Origin of the sequence: Zhenhengia sp., from assembly GCF_046966505.1 — a bacterium.
Lineage (GTDB): Bacteria > Bacillota > Clostridia > Lachnospirales > Cellulosilyticaceae > Zhenhengia > Zhenhengia yiwuensis.
This window is the reverse complement of sequence record NZ_JBKVCH010000012.1, coordinates 1-18,314: the sequence shown is the minus strand read 5'-3', so window position 1 is coordinate 18,314 and position 18,314 is coordinate 1. Positions and strand designations below refer to the sequence as shown.

17 protein-coding genes are annotated in these 18,314 nt (G+C 34.7%); 16 read left to right on the top strand and 1 reads right to left on the bottom strand.

What is annotated here, in order from left to right; genetic code table 11:
• The first annotated feature begins 61 nt into the window (after positions 1-61).
• The 9 genes from ACLTBU_RS12720 (at position 62) to ACLTBU_RS12680 (ending at position 9,458) form a co-directional block, all read left to right on the top strand.
• On the top strand, positions 62-439 hold the full coding sequence (locus ACLTBU_RS12720; protein WP_249332960.1) for a hypothetical protein: 378 nt from the start codon (positions 62-64) through the stop codon (positions 437-439).
• 114 nt (positions 440-553) lie between these two features.
• Positions 554-1,222, top strand: a complete 669-nt coding sequence (locus ACLTBU_RS12715; protein ID WP_337531141.1) for a 5'-methylthioadenosine/adenosylhomocysteine nucleosidase — start codon at positions 554-556, stop codon at positions 1,220-1,222.
• An 89-nt stretch (positions 1,223-1,311) separates the two neighbouring features.
• Positions 1,312-2,001 (top strand): hypothetical protein, encoded by a 690-nt coding sequence (locus ACLTBU_RS12710; RefSeq protein ID WP_249332962.1) that lies wholly within the window; start codon positions 1,312-1,314, stop codon positions 1,999-2,001.
• Between the two features lie 90 nt (positions 2,002-2,091).
• Positions 2,092-3,192 carry a 2-oxoacid:acceptor oxidoreductase family protein gene (locus ACLTBU_RS12705; protein ID WP_249332963.1) on the top strand — a complete coding sequence of 367 codons (1,101 nt, stop codon included), beginning with the start codon at positions 2,092-2,094 and terminating at the stop codon, positions 3,190-3,192.
• Between the two features lie 2 nt (positions 3,193-3,194).
• On the top strand, positions 3,195-5,441 hold the full coding sequence (locus ACLTBU_RS12700; protein WP_412219253.1) for a thiamine pyrophosphate-dependent enzyme: 2,247 nt from the start codon (positions 3,195-3,197) through the stop codon (positions 5,439-5,441).
• Positions 5,442-5,663: 222 nt separating this feature from the next.
• Complete coding sequence (locus ACLTBU_RS12695; RefSeq protein WP_412219250.1) at positions 5,664-7,010, top strand: glucose-6-phosphate isomerase; 1,347 nt, start codon at positions 5,664-5,666, stop codon at positions 7,008-7,010.
• A gap of 102 nt (positions 7,011-7,112) precedes the next feature.
• Positions 7,113-7,622, top strand: a complete 510-nt coding sequence (locus ACLTBU_RS12690) for a 3H domain-containing protein (protein ID WP_177672075.1) — start codon at positions 7,113-7,115, stop codon at positions 7,620-7,622.
• A gap of 63 nt (positions 7,623-7,685) precedes the next feature.
• Positions 7,686-8,744: a PTS transporter subunit IIC gene (locus ACLTBU_RS12685; protein ID WP_412219247.1), complete on the top strand. Its 1,059-nt coding sequence runs from the start codon at positions 7,686-7,688 to the stop codon at positions 8,742-8,744.
• Between the two features lie 69 nt (positions 8,745-8,813).
• Complete coding sequence (locus tag ACLTBU_RS12680) at positions 8,814-9,458, top strand: hypothetical protein (protein WP_412219244.1); 645 nt, start codon at positions 8,814-8,816, stop codon at positions 9,456-9,458.
• Positions 9,459-9,494: 36 nt separating this feature from the next.
• Here the strand turns inward: ACLTBU_RS12680 and yyaC are convergent, their stop codons facing one another.
• Complete coding sequence (gene yyaC, locus ACLTBU_RS12675; protein WP_337528738.1) at positions 9,495-10,088, bottom strand: spore protease YyaC; 594 nt, start codon at positions 10,086-10,088, stop codon at positions 9,495-9,497.
• Positions 10,089-10,283: 195 nt separating this feature from the next.
• Between yyaC and ACLTBU_RS12670 the strand changes: the two genes are divergently transcribed.
• The 7 genes from ACLTBU_RS12670 (at position 10,284) to ACLTBU_RS12640 (ending at position 17,962) form a co-directional block, all read left to right on the top strand.
• Positions 10,284-11,654 (top strand): LysM peptidoglycan-binding domain-containing protein, encoded by a 1,371-nt coding sequence (locus tag ACLTBU_RS12670; protein WP_412219240.1) that lies wholly within the window; start codon positions 10,284-10,286, stop codon positions 11,652-11,654.
• A 66-nt stretch (positions 11,655-11,720) separates the two neighbouring features.
• A complete protein-coding gene (gene glgA / locus ACLTBU_RS12665) occupies positions 11,721-13,190 on the top strand; it encodes a glycogen synthase GlgA (RefSeq protein WP_412219237.1) in 1,470 nt (489 codons plus the stop codon).
• A gap of 102 nt (positions 13,191-13,292) precedes the next feature.
• Entirely contained in the window at positions 13,293-14,477 is a 1,185-nt protein-coding gene (locus tag ACLTBU_RS12660; RefSeq protein WP_177672063.1) for a DUF5711 family protein, read from the top strand.
• Complete coding sequence (locus tag ACLTBU_RS12655) at positions 14,474-15,154, top strand: CvpA family protein (protein ID WP_249332970.1); 681 nt, start codon at positions 14,474-14,476, stop codon at positions 15,152-15,154. Before ACLTBU_RS12660 ends, ACLTBU_RS12655 begins: the two co-directional genes overlap by 4 nt.
• 163 nt (positions 15,155-15,317) lie before the next feature.
• Positions 15,318-16,067, top strand: coding sequence for an ABC transporter ATP-binding protein (locus ACLTBU_RS12650; RefSeq protein WP_177672065.1), 750 nt, complete (start codon positions 15,318-15,320; stop codon positions 16,065-16,067).
• Positions 16,057-16,872 carry an ABC transporter permease gene (locus ACLTBU_RS12645; protein WP_249334721.1) on the top strand — a complete coding sequence of 272 codons (816 nt, stop codon included), beginning with the start codon at positions 16,057-16,059 and terminating at the stop codon, positions 16,870-16,872. Before ACLTBU_RS12650 ends, ACLTBU_RS12645 begins: the two co-directional genes overlap by 11 nt.
• 76 nt (positions 16,873-16,948) lie before the next feature.
• Positions 16,949-17,962, top strand: coding sequence for an ABC transporter substrate-binding protein (locus tag ACLTBU_RS12640; protein ID WP_177672067.1), 1,014 nt, complete (start codon positions 16,949-16,951; stop codon positions 17,960-17,962).
• Positions 17,963-18,314 lie beyond the last annotated feature (352 nt).

Here is an 18,314-nt window from a genome sequence, read left to right as displayed (position 1 = left end):
TGAATAAAGGTAGAGACGCGCTTAGAATTTAGCTTTGTAAGAATTGGAGGGGGGAATTATGATGAGTCTTAAAAAACAGCTTATAAAGAACTATATTAAGATGCAACTTTTGAGTAATATGCCAGGAGAATTACACATAAGAATGGCAAATTTATCTAATCTTAGTAAGGATTACGTTGAATTTGCACCATACGTTTATGATGCTATTAAACTTTTAAATGGCATAAATGATATTCAAGTGAATTTTACAACAGGGGAAGTTGTTATTCTGTATTCACAAGTATTACGGCCGGAGCAAATTATTAGATGGATTAATATCATCATAGATACAGCTATTGATTATATGGATTTCATTGCAGCTAAGTGGGAATCAGATAGGCAGCAGGTTATTCAGACACTTAATCAGACTTTAATAAACAAATTACAAAAAGTTTATTAGAAAGCAATAGGTTATTATAGAAGAGGGATCCTGTCTATAATGACCTATTTGTACTTTATGGAATAATACTTTTTGTAGTATAATAATCTTAAGCTATTGGAAGGAGTAATGCACATGAAGACAATAGGTATTATAGGTGCAATGGAAGAGGAAATCATTGCTCTTCGTAGAAGAATAGAGCTTCGAGAAATCCATCAAATTGCAGGAATGGATTTTTATGAGGCTACAATGAAGGATGCACAAGTTATTGTGGTAAGATGTGAAAATGGTAAAGTAAATGCGGCCATATGTACACAAATTCTAATCGATAGATTTAAAGCTAACTATATAATGAATATAGGTGTAGCAGGAGGGCTTCATCCAGACGTTAATATTGGTGATGTTATTATTGCCAGTGATATAGATATGCCTGCAGATACAAACTGCGAAGTGGAAAATGTATTTTGGGAAACAGACAAGCGTCTTATAGGATGTGCAAAAGAAGTAGCAGATAAAGTTCTTAAAGAACATCAAGTATGGATAGGGCACATTGAAAGCCAGGATGAATTTGCAGCAAGTGTAAAAATAAAGGAAGAACCTTATTCAACTTTTACTGCGTTTTATGCTGAAATGGAAGGGGCAGCAATTGCCCATACATGCTATATGAACAAGATCCCATTTGTTATGCTACGTACTATTTCAGATAGAGCTGATAATGGTATAGAAATGAACTTTGATGACTTTGTGAACTTAGCGGCACGCCAGGTAAGTAAAATGATTGAAGGGATTGTAGAGTATATATAAATATTGACCTGAGCTAAACTTTAAAGAAACTTGTACTAATGTAAAAAAATGGTATAATGGAACTAAAGAGAGGCAAATGGGGGGTATATATGATAGGGATACTATTTGGTATAAATACCATATTAGCGTTAGCAGTAGCATTTGCGACCACTATGTTACAAAATCACTTTAGCAAGATTGAAAAGAGTATAGAAATCTATCACAATCCAAAGGCTTATAAAACAGGAAGTGAAATTGCTTTTATACGAGATTTAACCGAAAAGTATCAGAAAGCTTATGAAGTAGGAGAAAGTGATCACATAGATATAGAAGCAATGATTCAGGCGGCTTTCTATGAGAAGAAAGTAGGGAAATTCCCTTATTATGTGGTACAAAATATAGCTATAAAAAGTAAGCTTATTATGTGGATAGTCTTATGTATCCAAATTGTATTAGAAATTCTTAGTACAAAGCCAGGTTATTCTATCTCTAATTTTATCTTTATTGTAGTGAGTACAGTATTATGTATCATGATTACCTTGTTAGGTATTTTTAAAGGTATTCATGAGCAAAGAGAACAACTCTTTATTAAATTACAAGATTATGTTAGAAATACGTATCCTACAGAGATTAAATGGATAGAAAAACAGAAAGATGTAAAAGTCTTACTAGATAAGATTGAAAAATTAGAGACTGAGCTTCAGGAGTACCAGCAGGCTAAAGTAGTAAGTAGTAATGAAAAGCATATTAGAGAAGAAGACATTAAGATGCTTTTGAGTCAAATAGATATAAAATTATAGCACCCTATGAGTAATAGGGTGCTTTTTTGTATGAAAAAACATTATCTCCATAAAATAAATCAGAGAGAGGAATAAAAAGGAGGTAAATGAATGGCTGAATATAAAATAGATTTACCTAAGACCAATGAATATGGGTTCTACGAGATGAGACTTGAGAGTATTGGCGGCTTGGGAGCAAATTTAAGCGGTAAGATTTTAGGAGAAGTAGGTGCTTTGGCATTAGGACTTAACAGTTCAAGTTTTGCAAGCTATGGATCAGAAAAGAAGGGGACACCTCTTAAATCTTTTATCAGGTGGTGTAAGGAAGATCAAGCTATTGGTGTTATTACACCTGTAGAAAAACCATATATATTAGGTATTTTCCATGAGGCATTAGCAGGAAAAGTAGCTGTAACCGCAGGAGTAGATGAAGAATGTGCAGTTGTTATGAATACAGATAAAAGTCCTGATGAAATAAGAGAAATGCTCAAGCTCTATGGTGGAAGCGTATATTGCGTTGATGCACTTAAAATTGCTATGGAAGAAAAGACACGTATTAATATGGTTATATTAGGTACCATTGCGAAGGCATCGGGCTTTATTCCTCTTAAGGCAGTAGAAGCGGTAGTAAAAGATACGATAGGTCGTAAATATCCTAATGCACTTGAAGGGAACTTAAGAGGGATTCGTCGGGGCTATGAAGAGGTTACTTCAAAGCAATTTAAAAATGATGACAGATACCCTTATGTACCTTATAAAGATGTTCAATATGACTGGGGTTATGAAAATGCACCTATAGGTGGCATTAATCCACTTTTCGCAAGTATGGCTAATAATGATATGACAGCTAGTAGAGAAGGGAAAGTCCCTGTATTTCATGTAGAAAAGTGTATTAATTGTGGATTATGTGATATTACCTGTCCTGAAATGGCACTTGTTTTTGCAGAAGGAGAATATAAAGGGAAGCAGCAGATGGTTAATACAGGCGTTAATTATCACTATTGTAAGGGTTGCCTAAGATGTGTAGAAATCTGCCCAACAGATGCGCTTACAGAAGCCCTAGAAAGAGATGTAGATGTATGGTCTATGCATGAACCATATAGGGATTTCATTCAGACAAAAGTAGAGTTTGAAGATATGGGATCTAATTCTATCGTAGATGCTGAATCAGGTGTTACAAACAATACGATTACAATAGAACAGGAGGAATGAATATGGTAGAACAAACAGTCGTTTATGACAGTGGAAATGAACTTGCAGCTTATGCAGCAAAACAAATTAACTATCATATGATGGGTTATTTTCCTATTACTCCATCTACACAAATTGCAGAGCATCTTGATTTACTTAAATCAGCGGGACTTCATGATGTAAAGCTAATCCCTGGTGATGGTGAACATGGTGCAGCAGGTATTTGCTATGGTGGGACTGTAGCAGGTGGAAGAGTCTTTAATGCGACTTCAGCCAATGGACTTTTATATGCATTAGAGCAATTCCCAGTCCAATCAGGGACACGTATGCCTATGGTACTTAATCTTGCGTGTCGTACAGTATCTGGGCCTTTATCTATAAAGGGTGACCATAGTGACATTATGTACACACTTAATACTGGGTGGATTACATTATATGCACAGACACCACAAGCTGTTTATGATATGAATATTATTGGACTTAAAGTAGCAGAGAAAGCTTTGCTACCTATTATTATAGGCTTTGATGGATTCTTTACGAGCCATCAAAAACGTCGTACCTATGTGATTACTCATGATGAAGATGTACAGGGCTTTGTAGGAGAATATCATCCTCCATATAGTGCGCTTGATGTAGAGCATCCAGCTACTTTTGGTTCTTATATGAATGAGCCCGATTTAATCAACAACAAATATCAACTTCATCTCGCTATGGAAGAATCAAGGAATATTATTGATGATGTTTTTAAAGAGTTTGGTGATCTTACAGGACGTTACTATACTGCTGTTGAAAGTTATAAGATGGAAGATGCAGAAGCTGCACTTTTTATATTAGGTTCTTCTTATGGTACAGCTAAAGTAGCGGTAGATGAATTAAGGGAAGAAGGCAAGAAGGTAGGCGTCTTTACTATTAATGCTATAAGACCTTGGCCTAAAGAAGGTATTTATGATGCAGTAAAAAATATAAAGGCCCTTATGATTGCAGATAGGCAAGATAGCTATGGTGCAGGTGGCGGTAACATGTCACTCGAAGTGAAAGCGACTTTGCAAGACTACAAAATGGCTATAGATACAGCAAGTCGTGTATATGGGTTATCAGGAAAAGATTTTTATGTTAGTGATGCAAAAGTATTATTAGAAGAAGCTTATGCTATGAGTCAAAATAAACAAATTACTAAGTTTGATTATTTTGGTCAATATCCAGGTAAAGAGGGGTATAACCCTCACCAATATTTCAAACCACTTACTTTAGAAGAACAGTCACCAGGTATTACAGCAGTAACGGAAAATGAAGAGACAGGGAAGATAACTGTAAAAGGTGGTATCCCTATTCAATCTACTAAGATGCCAAAACGTATTGTAGGTGGACATGGGGCTTGTCCAGGATGTGGGATTTTTACTAACCTTAATATTCTGCTTAAAGGTATTGAAGGATATGTTGTGCTGTTATTCCAAACAGGCTGTGGTATGGTTACAAGCACTTGTTATCCAAAGACAGCGTTTAGAACAACTTATGTGCATAATCTTTTCCAAAATGGGGCGCCTACTTTATCTGGTATTGTAGAAATGTATCATGAGAAGCAAAGACGTGGTGAAATACCACAAGATGAAAAAATTACATTTATCATGGTTACAGGTGACGGTGGTTTAGACATTGGTATGGGACCAGCTATCGGTGCAGCGCTACGTAATCATGGTATGATTATTTTTGAATATGATAATGCAGGGTATATGAATACAGGTTATCAGTTATCTTATCAAACACCGAAAGGTGCTAAAACATCTACTTCACATGTAGGCCCTGCCCAAAAGGGAAAAGAAACATTTACAAAAGATTCACCACAGATTTTTGCTGCAACTAATATTCCTTATATTGCAACAGTAGCAGAGACTAATCCTACGGATTTTATGAAAAAAGCAGCTAAGGCACAGTATTATGCAAATCATCATGGTATGGCATTTATGAAAGCTGTATCTGTATGTCCACTGAACTGGGGACATCAGCCACGTGAAGCTCTTAAAATTATGGAAGCAGCAGTTAATAGCTGTTATCATCCACTTTATGAAGTAGAAGAGGGAATTACAGCCCTTAGTTATAATCCAGAAAAGCATAATAAGAAAGTGCCAATTAGTGAATTTTATAAACTCATGGCAAGGACAAAGCATATTGCTATGAGTCCACAATATGCAGAAATTCTAGAAGCTACGCAGACAGAAATAGACCGTAGATGGGAAAGAATTAAAGCAAAGGCGGAACATCCACTACTTTAAAGTAAAGGGATGCTGTAAAAGTGCAGCATCCTTTTTATGAAAGATAAGAAGTTGTGGGAGATATAATTAAAAAAAGTAAGAAAGTATGATAGAATAAAAAGTGCATAAAACCTAATTTACACTTATTGGAAAGATGTAGAAGGTGGTTTATAATAGAAAAGTAAATAAGGCGGGCAATACATCAGGGGTAGCGACATGAGCCTTAAAATGAGGAGGATAAATATGAGTAAAATCACTTTAGATTATTCTAAAACAGGATTACAAGCACATGAATTAGATTGTTTAGAAAAACAAGTTAGCCTAGCACATGAAATGCTTCATGAAAAAACAGGAGCAGGTAATGATTTTTTAGGCTGGATTGACCTACCTGTTGACTATGACCATGAAGAGTTTGATAGAATAAAAAAAGCAGCAGAAAAAATTAAAGCAGATTCAGATGTACTTATTGTAATTGGTATCGGGGGTTCTTACCTAGGTGCAAGGGCTTGTATCGAAGCATTAACTCATACTTTCTATAACAGTTTATCAAAAGAGCAGAGAAAATTACCTCAAGTATTTTTCGTAGGAAATAACATTTCAGGTACATACCTTAGAAACTTACTTGATGTATGCGAAGGCAAAGAAGTAAGTGTAAATGTTATTTCTAAATCAGGTACAACAACAGAACCAGCTATTGCTTTTAGAGTGTTCAAAAAATACATGGAAGATAAATATGGTAAAGAAGAAGCTAAAAAACGTATTTTTGCAACAACAGATGCAAATCGTGGGGCACTTCTAACACTTGCTAAAGAAGAAGGATATGAAACATTTGTTATTCCAGATGATGTAGGTGGTAGATTCTCAGTGCTTACAGCAGTAGGTCTTCTTCCAATTGCGGTAGCAGGTATTGATATTGAAGAAATGATGCAAGGTGCAGCAGAAGGTAGAAGTGAATATAGTAATGCAGATGTTAAAGAAAATGCATGTTATCAATATGCAGCAGTAAGAAATGCACTTCTTAGAAAAGGAAAAAATGTAGAAATTCTTGTAAACTATGAACCATGCTTACAATATTTCGGTGAATGGTGGAAACAACTTTATGCTGAAAGTGAAGGAAAAGATAATAAAGGTATTTTCCCATCATCATTAAACTTCTCAACAGACCTTCACTCATTAGGCCAATACGTTCAAGATGGACAAAGAATGTTATTTGAAACAGTTCTCAATGTGCAATCACCAAAACTTGATGTTGCACTTGAAGAAGAACCAGTTGACCTTGATGGACTTAACTATTTAGCGGGTCAAACAATGGACTTTGTTAACAAAAAAGCTTTTGAAGGCACACTGATTGCACATGTGGACGGCGGTGTACCAAACTTAGTACTGAACATTCCAGAACTTAATGCCTTCACAATGGGTAAACTTATTTACTTCTTTGAAAAAGCATGTGGAATCAGTGGATACTTATTAGGTGTAAATCCATTTGACCAACCGGGTGTAGAAGAGTATAAGAAAAACATGTTTGCACTTCTTGGCAAAAAAGGTTATGAAGAACTTAGAGAAACACTGATTAAACGTATTAATAGCTAATAAAATAATTTATATAGGGGGATGTGGCAAAATTTGCAACATCCTCTTTTTTTGCTATACTGTCATTAGAAATGGAAAGAACTAGTGAAAGAGGGTGAACAAATGGATGGTCAAACAAGGCGTATAGAAATGATTAAAATGCTTCAAGAGGCTACTAAACCTATGAGTGGGGCAAAGCTAGGTAATGCTTTTGGAATTAGTAGACAAGTTGTCGTACAAGATATTGCACTTCTAAGAGCAGAAGGGTATGACTTACTTGCAACAGCTAGGGGCTATATCCTTAATCAAGAGGCTGGCAATATGGTAAGCCGAGTAATACTTGTTAAGCATACAGCTGAACAAATGGAAGATGAACTGAATACGGTGGTAGATAATGGTGGCAGAGTACGTAATGTAATAGTAAGTCATAGTGTATATGGAGACCTAACAGGCGATTTAATGCTAAAAACAAGAAGGGATGTAAAGGCCTTTGCCGAGAAGGTAGGACATAATGAAGCGGCTCTTCTTTCAGTACTAACAGCAGGCGTGCATATGCATACTATAGAAGCACCTACAGAAGAAGAGTTAGATATTATTGAAGAGGAACTAAGACAAAAAGGCTATTTAGCATAGTGTTTGACAACTGTCTTGACACATGATATGATTGCCTCATTACATAAGTAATGGGGGATTCATATGCAAAAGTTTATAGATCGATATTTAATAAAAGGCCTAGGTGGTATGGCATCAGGTCTTTTCTGTACACTTATTATAGGACTGATTATTAAGCAAGTAGGGTTATTCTTTCCGGGAACTGCCATAGGGAATGCACTTCTTGGGATTGCAAGTTTAGCAACAGTACTTACAGGTGTAGGAATTGCTATTGGTACAGCACATCAACTAGGTGCATCTAAGCTTGTACTTTATGCAAGTGCTATTAATGGTTTAATTGGAGCTTATGCAACAGGATTCATTAATAATACATTAATCCAAGAAGGCAGTGTCATTTTAAGTGGACCTGGAGATCCTGTTGGCGCTTTCTTAGCTACTGTTATTGGCCTTGAGATTGGTATGCTTGTAGCAGGTAAAACAAAGTTGGATATATTAGTGACACCTGCTGTAACGATTGTAGTAGGGTGTATGACGGCCGTGGCTTTAGGACCGCCTATTTCAAACTTTATGACAGGGCTTGGTCAGGTTATTAGTGCAGCAACAGAACTTCAACCATTTTTAATGGGTATTATTATTTCAGTTCTTATGGGGATGTTCTTAACATTACCTATTAGTTCAGCGGCTATTGCACTTATGTTAGGGCTTTCAGGCCTTGCAGGAGGTGCAGCAACAGCAGGGTGCTGCGCACAAATGATTGGATTTGCAGTTATAAGTTATAGGGAGAATAAAGTGGGGGGACTACTTGCGCAAGGATTAGGAACTTCTATGTTGCAAGTGCCTAATATTGTACGTAATCCACTTATCTGGATACCGCCTACACTTGCAAGTGCTATTACAGGGCCTATTGCAACAGTAATATTTAAAATGGAAAATATAGCTGCAGGAGCTGGAATGGGGACAGCAGGTCTAGTAGGTCCTATTTTTACATGGCAGACTATGAGTGAGACGTACTCACCTTTGTATACAGGCCTAGCTATTATACTTGTCCTCTTTGTATTACCTGGAGTGTTAAGTTTTATTTTTGCTGAAATTATGCGTAAAAAAGGTTTAATCAAGTTTGGTGATTTAAAATTAGAACTCTAAAATATTCTTACTCTCTTTATTTTTTTATGTTAAGATAAGAGAAAGAATAGAATGATGGAGGAGAACAGAATGTTCGCAGAAATCAAATTAGAACTTAATTATGGTAAAAAAATTTATATATTTGAAGTTTTATCTATTTTAGCATTTGTACTTTTCTTAGTGTTAGGTGCAAAGATACCTATTTTTACAACAACACCACTTGGTAATATCATTATGTTCGGTTGGATGATTATTAATGCAGTTGTGCTAGTTGTTTATGAAATGAATGATTTTACAAAACTTTTAGTAGAACGTAAAAAGCCTTCAAAAAATGTAGTAAGAAATTTGCTGATAAAAGTATTCTTTTTTGTAACCATTTTTATGATTAATATCTTTCCTATTACAGTAATTATGATGCTTACAGGAATGAAGTTAGGAATTGATGTGAGTGTACCATTTCTTTCTTTAATGGTAGGATTCTTTATTATTGTTTTAGCTAGGAAAGGTATTCCTTCAATTAAAATGCTGACCTTTTTAGGAACTTTATGGTTTATAACTACTTTTTCGGTGTTATATTTAGTATATCCATTACTTTATATGGGGATTTTAAGCCTATTAAAGCAAGAAATGGTAGCATCTACTTTCTCAAGTATTTTGGTATTTGGGGCAGGAATCTTCCTGTTCTATCAACTTATTAAAAAGCTTAAGAACATTTTAGAGCCTAATAAAAAATAGACTAAAGGCATACAAGTTATTTTAACTTGTATGCCTTTAGTCATTTCTCTGATTTTTGTAACTATAGTACTTCCAGATAGAATGTCTAAGTCCGGCAGAAATAATATCTGCCATCTTCATGACTAGAGAGAGTCTAGTATTTTGAAGAACAACCATGTTCATGAAACTACTAAAATTTACAATACCAGTAATGTGAAGATGACCAATAGGTTCTAGTTCTTTTTGTACCCCTGCACCAGGTTTAATAGATCCTTCACCAATAGCAATAGAGCCTACGTTTTCCATGGCACCTAGGCAGGCATCAATGGCAATAACGAGGGCATTTGGATGATGGTCATTAAGTGTTTTAGTCATGTTTTCCAGATTTTTTGCATGGACAGGGTTCTCTAAGTTGCCATAAACATGTACGTGGTCAAAATCTAGGTCGGTAAGTTTATAACCAATGAGAGGCCCCAGGCTATCACCAGTTGCACGGTCCGTTCCAATACACACAATGACTAATTCATGATGATGGAGAGGCAGTAGAGAAGCTAAATGAGAATCTAATAACTCACAAAATGAGATAAAGTGTTTTGGGTCATCGACACTGATGTAGGTAGGCCGAAGTTTTTTTTGAGCCGGAGCATTCACAACATATCACCACTTTCATAGTAATATAGTTTACCAGTTTATTTCATATTTATTTATGGAAAAAATTAGTATGTCTTCTTCTGTAAAAAAAGAGGGATAAAAAAATAGAGTACCTCGACAGGAAAGGTTAAATTATTTAGATAATGTATAGTATGCTTGGGAAGTAAATATGGATAAAAATGGAAGGAGTATACTATGGGAACAATAATTTATGATCCACACAAGAAGAATAAGGACAAACAAACTGTACAAGAAAACAAGGCTAGCGTTATTTCTGTAGAAGAAGCAAGAGATAGATCAAATGAAGGAAGTGAAAAATCGGAAGAAAGATACAACATGCTTATTGAGAATATTGACTCAGTAAGGCCAATGGGGGACACAGATTGTGACTATGTTATTTATCTAGAAGACTACGTTTATACTTATATTTATCAATATGCAAATACAGACTTATCTTGTGAGCACTCAGCGGCTATTATAGGAGAATATTATCCAGAGAGCAGAGAGATGATTATCTGTGGCATTATGCCTATTGACAAGGACAAGCTTTCTACAGTAGATGAATGGATTAATGAAGAAGCTGTAGAGGCTTTGCAAGAAGAAAAAGAAAGTTATTTCCAAGGTGCAAAAATACTTGGATGGTTACATATGCAGCCAGGGTATGGCACTATGCTTACAATGAAAGAAGTGAAAGCACATAGAGAGATTTTTGATAGAGAGGGGACACTACTTTTATTAGTAGACCCTATTAATAAAATAGAAACCTTCTATGTATATGAAGATGACACTTTGAAAGAACAAAGTGGTTATTACATGTACTATGATAAGAATCCTTGTATGCAACAGTATATGTTAGACAGACCTTTTATTTCTGTAGAAAAAGAAGAGACGGAAGATGATGTGGTTAACCAATTTAGAGAGATTGGAAAGATTAGAAAGAAAGAATACGAACACAAGAAAAAGATGAATTTAACTGTAGTAGCTGCAAGTATTGCACTTTTAGCTTTATCCGCAGTTATCCTTAAAATGAATGATCAAAATGCAAAAATTAATGGACTTCAAGCAGAACTTGCTCAAATGTCATCTAAAGAAGCAGCTACTGGGCAAGATGTATCAACATCAGGTGAAGATGCTAATGCGCAGTTTGTATTTAATCCAGAAGGAGCTATAGATGCTGCTACACCAGATGTAACAATTATAGATCGCACAGGTGAAGAAGCTAATGCTCCAAAAGAAGAAGTAACAGCAGATAAAGTGGTCGAAGAAGTAGTAGAAGAAGTAGCACAAGAAAAGCCGGCTGAAGAAATACCTGTTACAAATGAAGAGAAGATAGATATAGCAGAAGAAGTAGCTAATACTAATGGAGAGGGGGAGCAAGCTGTAGAAGCTGCAACTCAAGAAGAAGATTATATTACTTATGTTGTTCAAGAAGGGGATAGTCTAAGAAAAATTAGTTTTGACCATTATCAAACAGAGTTGAGAACAAAGGAAATCATTGCTCTTAATGAAATCGAAAATGGTGATGATATCTACGTAGGTCAAAAATTAAAATTACCAGCAGAATAATCTGCTGGTAATTTATTTGAAAATTTATTATAATAAAAATAATCTAATCGAGGAGGGGGTTATAAGGTGGAAAATAAACCATTAAAATGTCTTTTTGTAGCGTCAGAGGTAGCACCTTATGCAAAAACAGGAGGATTAGCGGATGTGGCAGGTGCACTGCCAAAACAATTAAAAGAAAATGGTTTAGATGTTCGTGTTGTTATGCCGTATTATCATCAAATAGAAAATAAATTTTTTGACCATGCCAGTCACTTTTTAACAAGTTTTAATGTGAGACTTAACTGGAGAAATCAAGATGCAGGTATATATTATGATGATACCATTATTCCAACTTACTTTATTAAAAATGATGCTTATTTTTATAGAGATGAATTTTATGGCCATCATGATGATTATGAGCGTTTTGCATTCTTTAGTAAAACTGTATTAGACTTACTTAAACATATTGATTTTCAACCAGATATTATTCACTGTAATGACTGGCAGACAGGGCCGATTCCACTATTACTTAGTGAAAAATATAAATATGACCCTTTTTATAAGGATATAAAAACTGTATTTACTATTCATAATATGAAGTATCAAGGTATTTTTGGTAAAGAACAAGTATTGGATGTATTAGAACTTTCAGAGCACTATGCTACATCTGAAACATTAGAGTTCCATGGTGGTTTAAGTTATATGAAAGCGGGCCTTTTATATTGTGATCAAATTAATACAGTAAGCCCAACCTATGCAGAAGAAATTAAGACATGGGAATATGGCTGTGGCCTTAATCAATTATTAGAGAAGAAACTTTATGGAAAACTTTGTGGTATTTTAAATGGTATTGACTATGATAAGTATAATCCACAGACAGACCCTCATATTTATAAACATTATGACATAGAACATTTAGAAGACCGTAAAGTAAATAAACATGCTTTCCAAGAAGAGTATGGACTTGAAGTAAAAGATTGTATGATGATAGGTATTATTTCTAGAATAACAGATCAAAAGGGGTTTGATTTATTAAAGCAGACATTAGAAGGTAGCTGGATGATGGATAAAATTATGAACATGGATGTTCAATTTGTATTATTAGGCACAGGAGATGAAGACTATGAGAATATGTTTAAACATTTCTCTTACAAGTATGGCAAGCGTGCAGGCATATTTTTAACCTTTAATGAATCACTTGCGCAAAAAATTTATGCAGCTTCTGATGTGTTCTTAATGCCATCTGCTTTTGAGCCTTGTGGATTAGGACAGCTTATGGCTATGCGCTATGGAAGTGTACCTATTGTAAGACAAACAGGGGGACTTAAAGATACCGTCATTCATTATAATGAAGAGACAAAGGAAGGAACAGGTTTTGAATTTGTAGATTACTCTGGGTATTGGCTTTATAGAAAAATTCAAGAAGCTTATACTTTATATATGGAGAAGCCGGAAGATTTTAAACAGGTACAATTAAATGCTATGAATACATGCTTTTCATGGAATCACTCTGCTAAAGTTTATGAAGAAATGTATAGAAAACTTATAGAATCTTGATTAAGATTCACTCTTATATCTAAATAAAGAAAGAAACTTTGAAATATGATACGAATAGTGTATGATAGGGATAAGAAAAATGAGGATATAGGAGGAATGAAAGTGAAGAAGGATAAAAAGCTTCTTCCTGCAGGCAAGAAGGCAACGTGGGTACTGATTGGTATGTTGCTTATTTGTATGATAGGAATTGCTGTTATATACATAAGTTACCCAAGTGCAGAGATAGTTAAATATCAGCTAGGAGAAGTCATTTTCAAGCATTCAGAAGAAGAAAATGAATACATAGCAACGGGTGGAAATCAGATTATCAGACTTACTCAAGATGGTGTTACAGCTTACGATCTAAAAGGAAATGAGGTATGGAATAATGCTTTAACCATAGACAAGCCTATTGTAAAGCATAAAGGCACCTATTTTGCATTGATGAATAAAAATGATCAGAAACTAGCTATTTTTAATGATAAAGGTAAAAAGGGAGAGATTACGACAAGTAATCCTATTATATATTTTTCTATTAATGGCAATGGGGATGTTGCTCTAATAGAAAAAACAAAAGATGGACATATTACAGCAGCTTATAATAGTAAAGGTGAAAGGCTAGGAGATGCAGTAGAAGGTGTAACTTATATTAAAGATGCAGGTTTTCCAGTGAGTGCAGAAGTTACACCGGATAAGCAGTTACTACTAGTTAATTATATTGATATTTATAATCCTGTTATTACTTCAGTCCTAAATGGTCTTATAATTAATAAGACAGGAGAAGAGAAGGTTTTTAATGTGAAGTATGGCATTGAAGAGAAGGATAACATTATTTATGAAATAGAATTCCTAAATAACTCTACATGGGCAGCTATAGGTGACCATAGAATTACATTCTATAACCTTCAAGGGGAGAAGATTAAAGAAATCTCTAACCTTTACTTAAAATATACACCTTACATAGATGGAGAACTTAAAGGGGCAGGGTACTTACCTGTTCTAAGTACAAAAAAAGGAGCAAGTAAAGGTTCAGGAGATTGCTTAACTCTCTTTAATGAAGTAGGAGAAGTAGTCTACGAAGAAGAATTTGAAGAAACAGTGACCTATTTTAATGCAACAGATAAAGGTGTTATTATTGGGCAAGATAATAAATTTACAGGGTATACAAAAAAAGGAGAAGTTAAATTTACCTTTGAGGCTACCCAAGATGTGGATAAAGTGCTCTATGTAGGTAATAAGCTTATAGCAGTGACCAAAGATGAGGTAAGGCTACTTAGCGGTATGTCTGAAGGAGGAAGTATAAAGTGATAGATATTATTATTTTACTAATTATTTTAGGGACGGCTTGCCTAGCAGCGAGAGCAGGCTTTATAAAAACAGTTTATGGACTCCTATCATCACTTATTGCGCTTGTATTAGCTTTCTTTATTTATCCTGTTATTGAGGCTATCCTTAAATTGACACCTATATATGATGGTATTAGATCGTGGATGATGGATAGACTACCTGAAATCGGTAGTATAGGATTACAAGGGCAGGCTGCTATTATACAAGAATCATTAGGTTGGATGCCTGATTTTATTACAGATAAGATTGTGAGGAATAACAATCCTGAAATTTATCAATTGTTAGGTGTAAACTCTCTTATAGAGTATATGGCAACTTTTGTAGCTGATCTATGTATTATGGGTATAGCAGTCGTTATATGTTTTATCTTTGTGAGAGTAGGATTAGCAATAGGAGTAGGGGTACTAGACTTAGTAGCCAAATTACCTATTTTAAAAACAGCTAATAAATGGGCTGGTTTTATAGTAGGTCTTATTAAAGGGGTCTTAATTGTATGGCTCATTTGTTTAATAGTTCCTTTTATGATGATGATTCCAGGACTTGATGCTCTAAATACTTTAATAGAAGAATCTGTACTTATGCAGTTGTTTTACAATCATAATATAATCTTGCAAGTGATAACCAACTTGAAAGCATAGAAAAGGAGTGCCGTATAGGGGCACTTCTTTTTTTATGCATTTAGAAAGAAAATTATTGACCAAAAGGGAGAATTTTGACAAATAAAAAAGAATAAACAAGCACTTTCACCTGTTTAGGCTAATATTATGAAATAGATACAGATTATACTAGGGAGGGAATGGTGTGGCTAGTATTATAGAGCTTAAAAATATCTATAAGAACTTTTATACAGATGAAGGTGAAATACTCGTCTTAAAAGATGTCAACTTAGCTTTGGAACGGGGGAAAATTTTAGGTATATTAGGACCATCAGGTAGTGGTAAGTCTACTATCCTTAATATATTAACAAAATTACTTCAACCAACCAGTGGAGAGGTACAAATAGAAGGGGAAATTGGATACATGTTTCAAAAAGACCACTTGCTTGAGTGGAGGACTATTATGGATAACATTACAATTGGTCTTGAAATTCAGCATAAGGTTACAACTAAAGCACTAGAGCGTATAGAACATTTACTTAAGATATATGGTATATGGGAGTTTAGAAACAGATATCCGAAAGAGCTTTCTGGAGGTATGAGACAACGTGTAGCTTTAATCAGAACTCTTGCTACAGATCCAGATGTTTTATTGCTAGATGAACCTTTTTCAGCCTTAGACTATCAGACTAGACTAATGGTAAGTGATGATATTTATAAAATTATTAGGCAGGAGAATAAAGATGCTATTTTAGTGACGCATGATATCTCAGAAGCTATATCTATGTGTGATCAAATTGCTGTTTTGTCCGCAAGGCCAGCTACAATTAAATGTGTTCATGATATACAGCTTACAATAGAGCAAGAAAGAACACCCTTAATTTCAAGAAAAGCACCAGAGTTCAAAGATTATTTTGATATGTTATGGAGGGAGTTGGGTGTCCATGAAGCATAATAAGACAATAGATAACTTAAGCGTAGGTTATCAGGATTATTTAAAGAACAAACATAAGAAAAGAAAAAAAATTGTATTTTGGCAACTGGCTACAGTTGTTTTATTTATTCTATTGTGGGAAGTACTTGCAAGACTTGATGTGATTAATACGTTCTTACTTAGTAGTCCATCTGCTATTGTAAAACTTTTTGTAGACTATTTAAAGGATGGTAGTATCTTTACACACATAGCTGTTTCTGTATGGGAAACCGTATTAGGGTTTGCTATAGGTACTGTGCTAGGAATTATTATAGCTATTATATTATGGTGGTCACCTACATTGTCCAAAATATGTGACCCTTTCTTAGTCGTACTCAATGCATTACCTAAAACAGCTTTAGCACCTATTATTATTGTATGGGCAGGTGCGGGCATAAGAGGTATAGTTGTTATTGCAATTACCATTTCTATAGTAAGTACTATACTTGCGGCATATAACTATTTCATTAATATAGAAGAAGAAAAAATTCAAATGCTTAGAAGTTTTGGTGCAACCAAATGGCAAGTGCTAACTAAGCTGATCTTACCAGCCAATATAGGTAACATTATTAATATTATTAAGATTAATATTGGTTTATCTTGGGTAGGGGTTATTGTTGGAGAATTTCTAGTTTCGCGTAATGGTATAGGTTATCTTATTGTATATGGTGGTCAAGTCTTTAGATTAGATCTTGTTATGATGGGTGTAGTGGTACTTGCTTTCTGTGCTTGGCTTATGTATGAAGCACTTAACCTTGTAGAGAAATTATATCGTTCGAAAAGGTAACACTGGTCAAGCTAAGTGATTATGCTATATTAGAGAATGTAAATTTATTCCATTTTTAATATGAGGTGAATGGATAATGAAGAAGTTAAAATCTCTAATAAGTATAGCACTTGTTGCAGTAATGAGCCTTTTAGGAGCAGGGTGTAGCAGCAAAGATAGTGGTTTAGATAAGATTAAATTGGCAGAAGTAACACATTCTGTATTTTATGCTCCTCAATATGTGGCAATTGAACAAGGATTTTTTAAAGATGAAGGTATAGAAGTAGAACTTCTAGGTGCACAAGGAGCCGATAAGACTATGGCAGCACTTTTATCAGGAGAAGTACAAATAGGACTTATGGGACCAGAGGCTTCTATATATGTATATAATCAAGGAAGTAAAGACTACTCTATCTGTTTTGCCCAACTTACTAAAAGAGACGGGAGCTTTATAGTAGGTAGAGAGCCAAATGATAATTTCACATTTGATGACCTTAAAGGAAAAGAAATTCTTGGTGGCAGAAAAGGTGGAGTGCCTGAGATGACACTAGAGTACGGTATTAAAAATAGTGGACTTGTAATTGGAGAAGATACAACTAATGGAGAAGTTAATGTAAGAACAGACATTCAATTTGGTGTAATGGCTGGAGCATTTACTGGCGGAGAAGGGGATTATGTTACTTTATTCGAGCCTTTAGCAACATCGATTGAAAAAGAAGGTTCAGGATATATTATGACATCTGTAGGACAGGAAACAGGAGAAATTCCTTTTACAGCTTATAGTGCACTAGGTTCTTATATAGAACAGAATACAGATTTAATTCAGCGTTTTACAAATGCAGTTTATAAAGGACAGCAGTTTGTACAAACACATCCAGCAGAAGAAATTGCTAAAATTATTTCACCACACTTTACGGAACTATCTTTAGAAGATTTGACAACAGTTGTAGCAAGGTATAAAGAAATTGATGCATGGTGCCAAGATCCTGTTCTTAAAGAGGAGAGCTTAACAAGACTAATGGATGTTATGGAATTAGCAGGAGAGCTTAATGAAAGAGCACCATATAATGAAATTGTAACAACTAAATATGCTGAAAAAGCTATGAAGTAATAAAACAAAGGTATAATAAAAGAAAATAAGATCCAGAAAGCAAGCTTATTCATTAAAATAAGCTTGCTTTTAACTATTCATGTATAGGCTATACCCCCTTGAAATAGAAGGTGTTAAAAGGCAAAGTAAAATGAAGAAACAAAAAAACAAGAAAAAAATTATAAAACTAGTTGACAATGGTTAAGCTGTATGATAACATAGTCAATGTCGCTGAGGGGCGCAGGCCACGAAGCGCAAGATGAACATTGAAAATAAAATAGTAACCATTAAACCAGTCGATTCATAAAGTCACATTATGTGACAAGTCAGTACTACTTAACAGTACAAAATGTCAAGAGACAAACTTTTTTAT

Bases quoted from the DNA above. Each gene is read 5' to 3' on its own strand.
- ACLTBU_RS12695 (WP_412219250.1), top strand. From the start codon at position 5,664: ATGAGTAAAATCACTTTAGATTATTCTAAAACAGGATTACAAGCACAT.
- ACLTBU_RS12670 (WP_412219240.1), top strand. From the start codon at position 10,284: ATGGGAACAATAATTTATGATCCACACAAGAAGAATAAGGACAAACAA.
- ACLTBU_RS12705 (WP_249332963.1), top strand. From the start codon at position 2,092: ATGGCTGAATATAAAATAGATTTACCTAAGACCAATGAATATGGGTTC.
- ACLTBU_RS12640 (WP_177672067.1), top strand. From the start codon at position 16,949: ATGAAGAAGTTAAAATCTCTAATAAGTATAGCACTTGTTGCAGTAATG.
- ACLTBU_RS12645 (WP_249334721.1), top strand. From the start codon at position 16,057: ATGAAGCATAATAAGACAATAGATAACTTAAGCGTAGGTTATCAGGAT.
- ACLTBU_RS12715 (WP_337531141.1), top strand. From the start codon at position 554: ATGAAGACAATAGGTATTATAGGTGCAATGGAAGAGGAAATCATTGCT.
- ACLTBU_RS12710 (WP_249332962.1), top strand. From the start codon at position 1,312: ATGATAGGGATACTATTTGGTATAAATACCATATTAGCGTTAGCAGTA.
- ACLTBU_RS12720 (WP_249332960.1), top strand. From the start codon at position 62: ATGAGTCTTAAAAAACAGCTTATAAAGAACTATATTAAGATGCAACTT.
- ACLTBU_RS12685 (WP_412219247.1), top strand. From the start codon at position 7,686: ATGCAAAAGTTTATAGATCGATATTTAATAAAAGGCCTAGGTGGTATG.
- ACLTBU_RS12690 (WP_177672075.1), top strand. From the start codon at position 7,113: ATGGATGGTCAAACAAGGCGTATAGAAATGATTAAAATGCTTCAAGAG.
- ACLTBU_RS12700 (WP_412219253.1), top strand. From the start codon at position 3,195: ATGGTAGAACAAACAGTCGTTTATGACAGTGGAAATGAACTTGCAGCT.
- ACLTBU_RS12680 (WP_412219244.1), top strand. From the start codon at position 8,814: ATGTTCGCAGAAATCAAATTAGAACTTAATTATGGTAAAAAAATTTAT.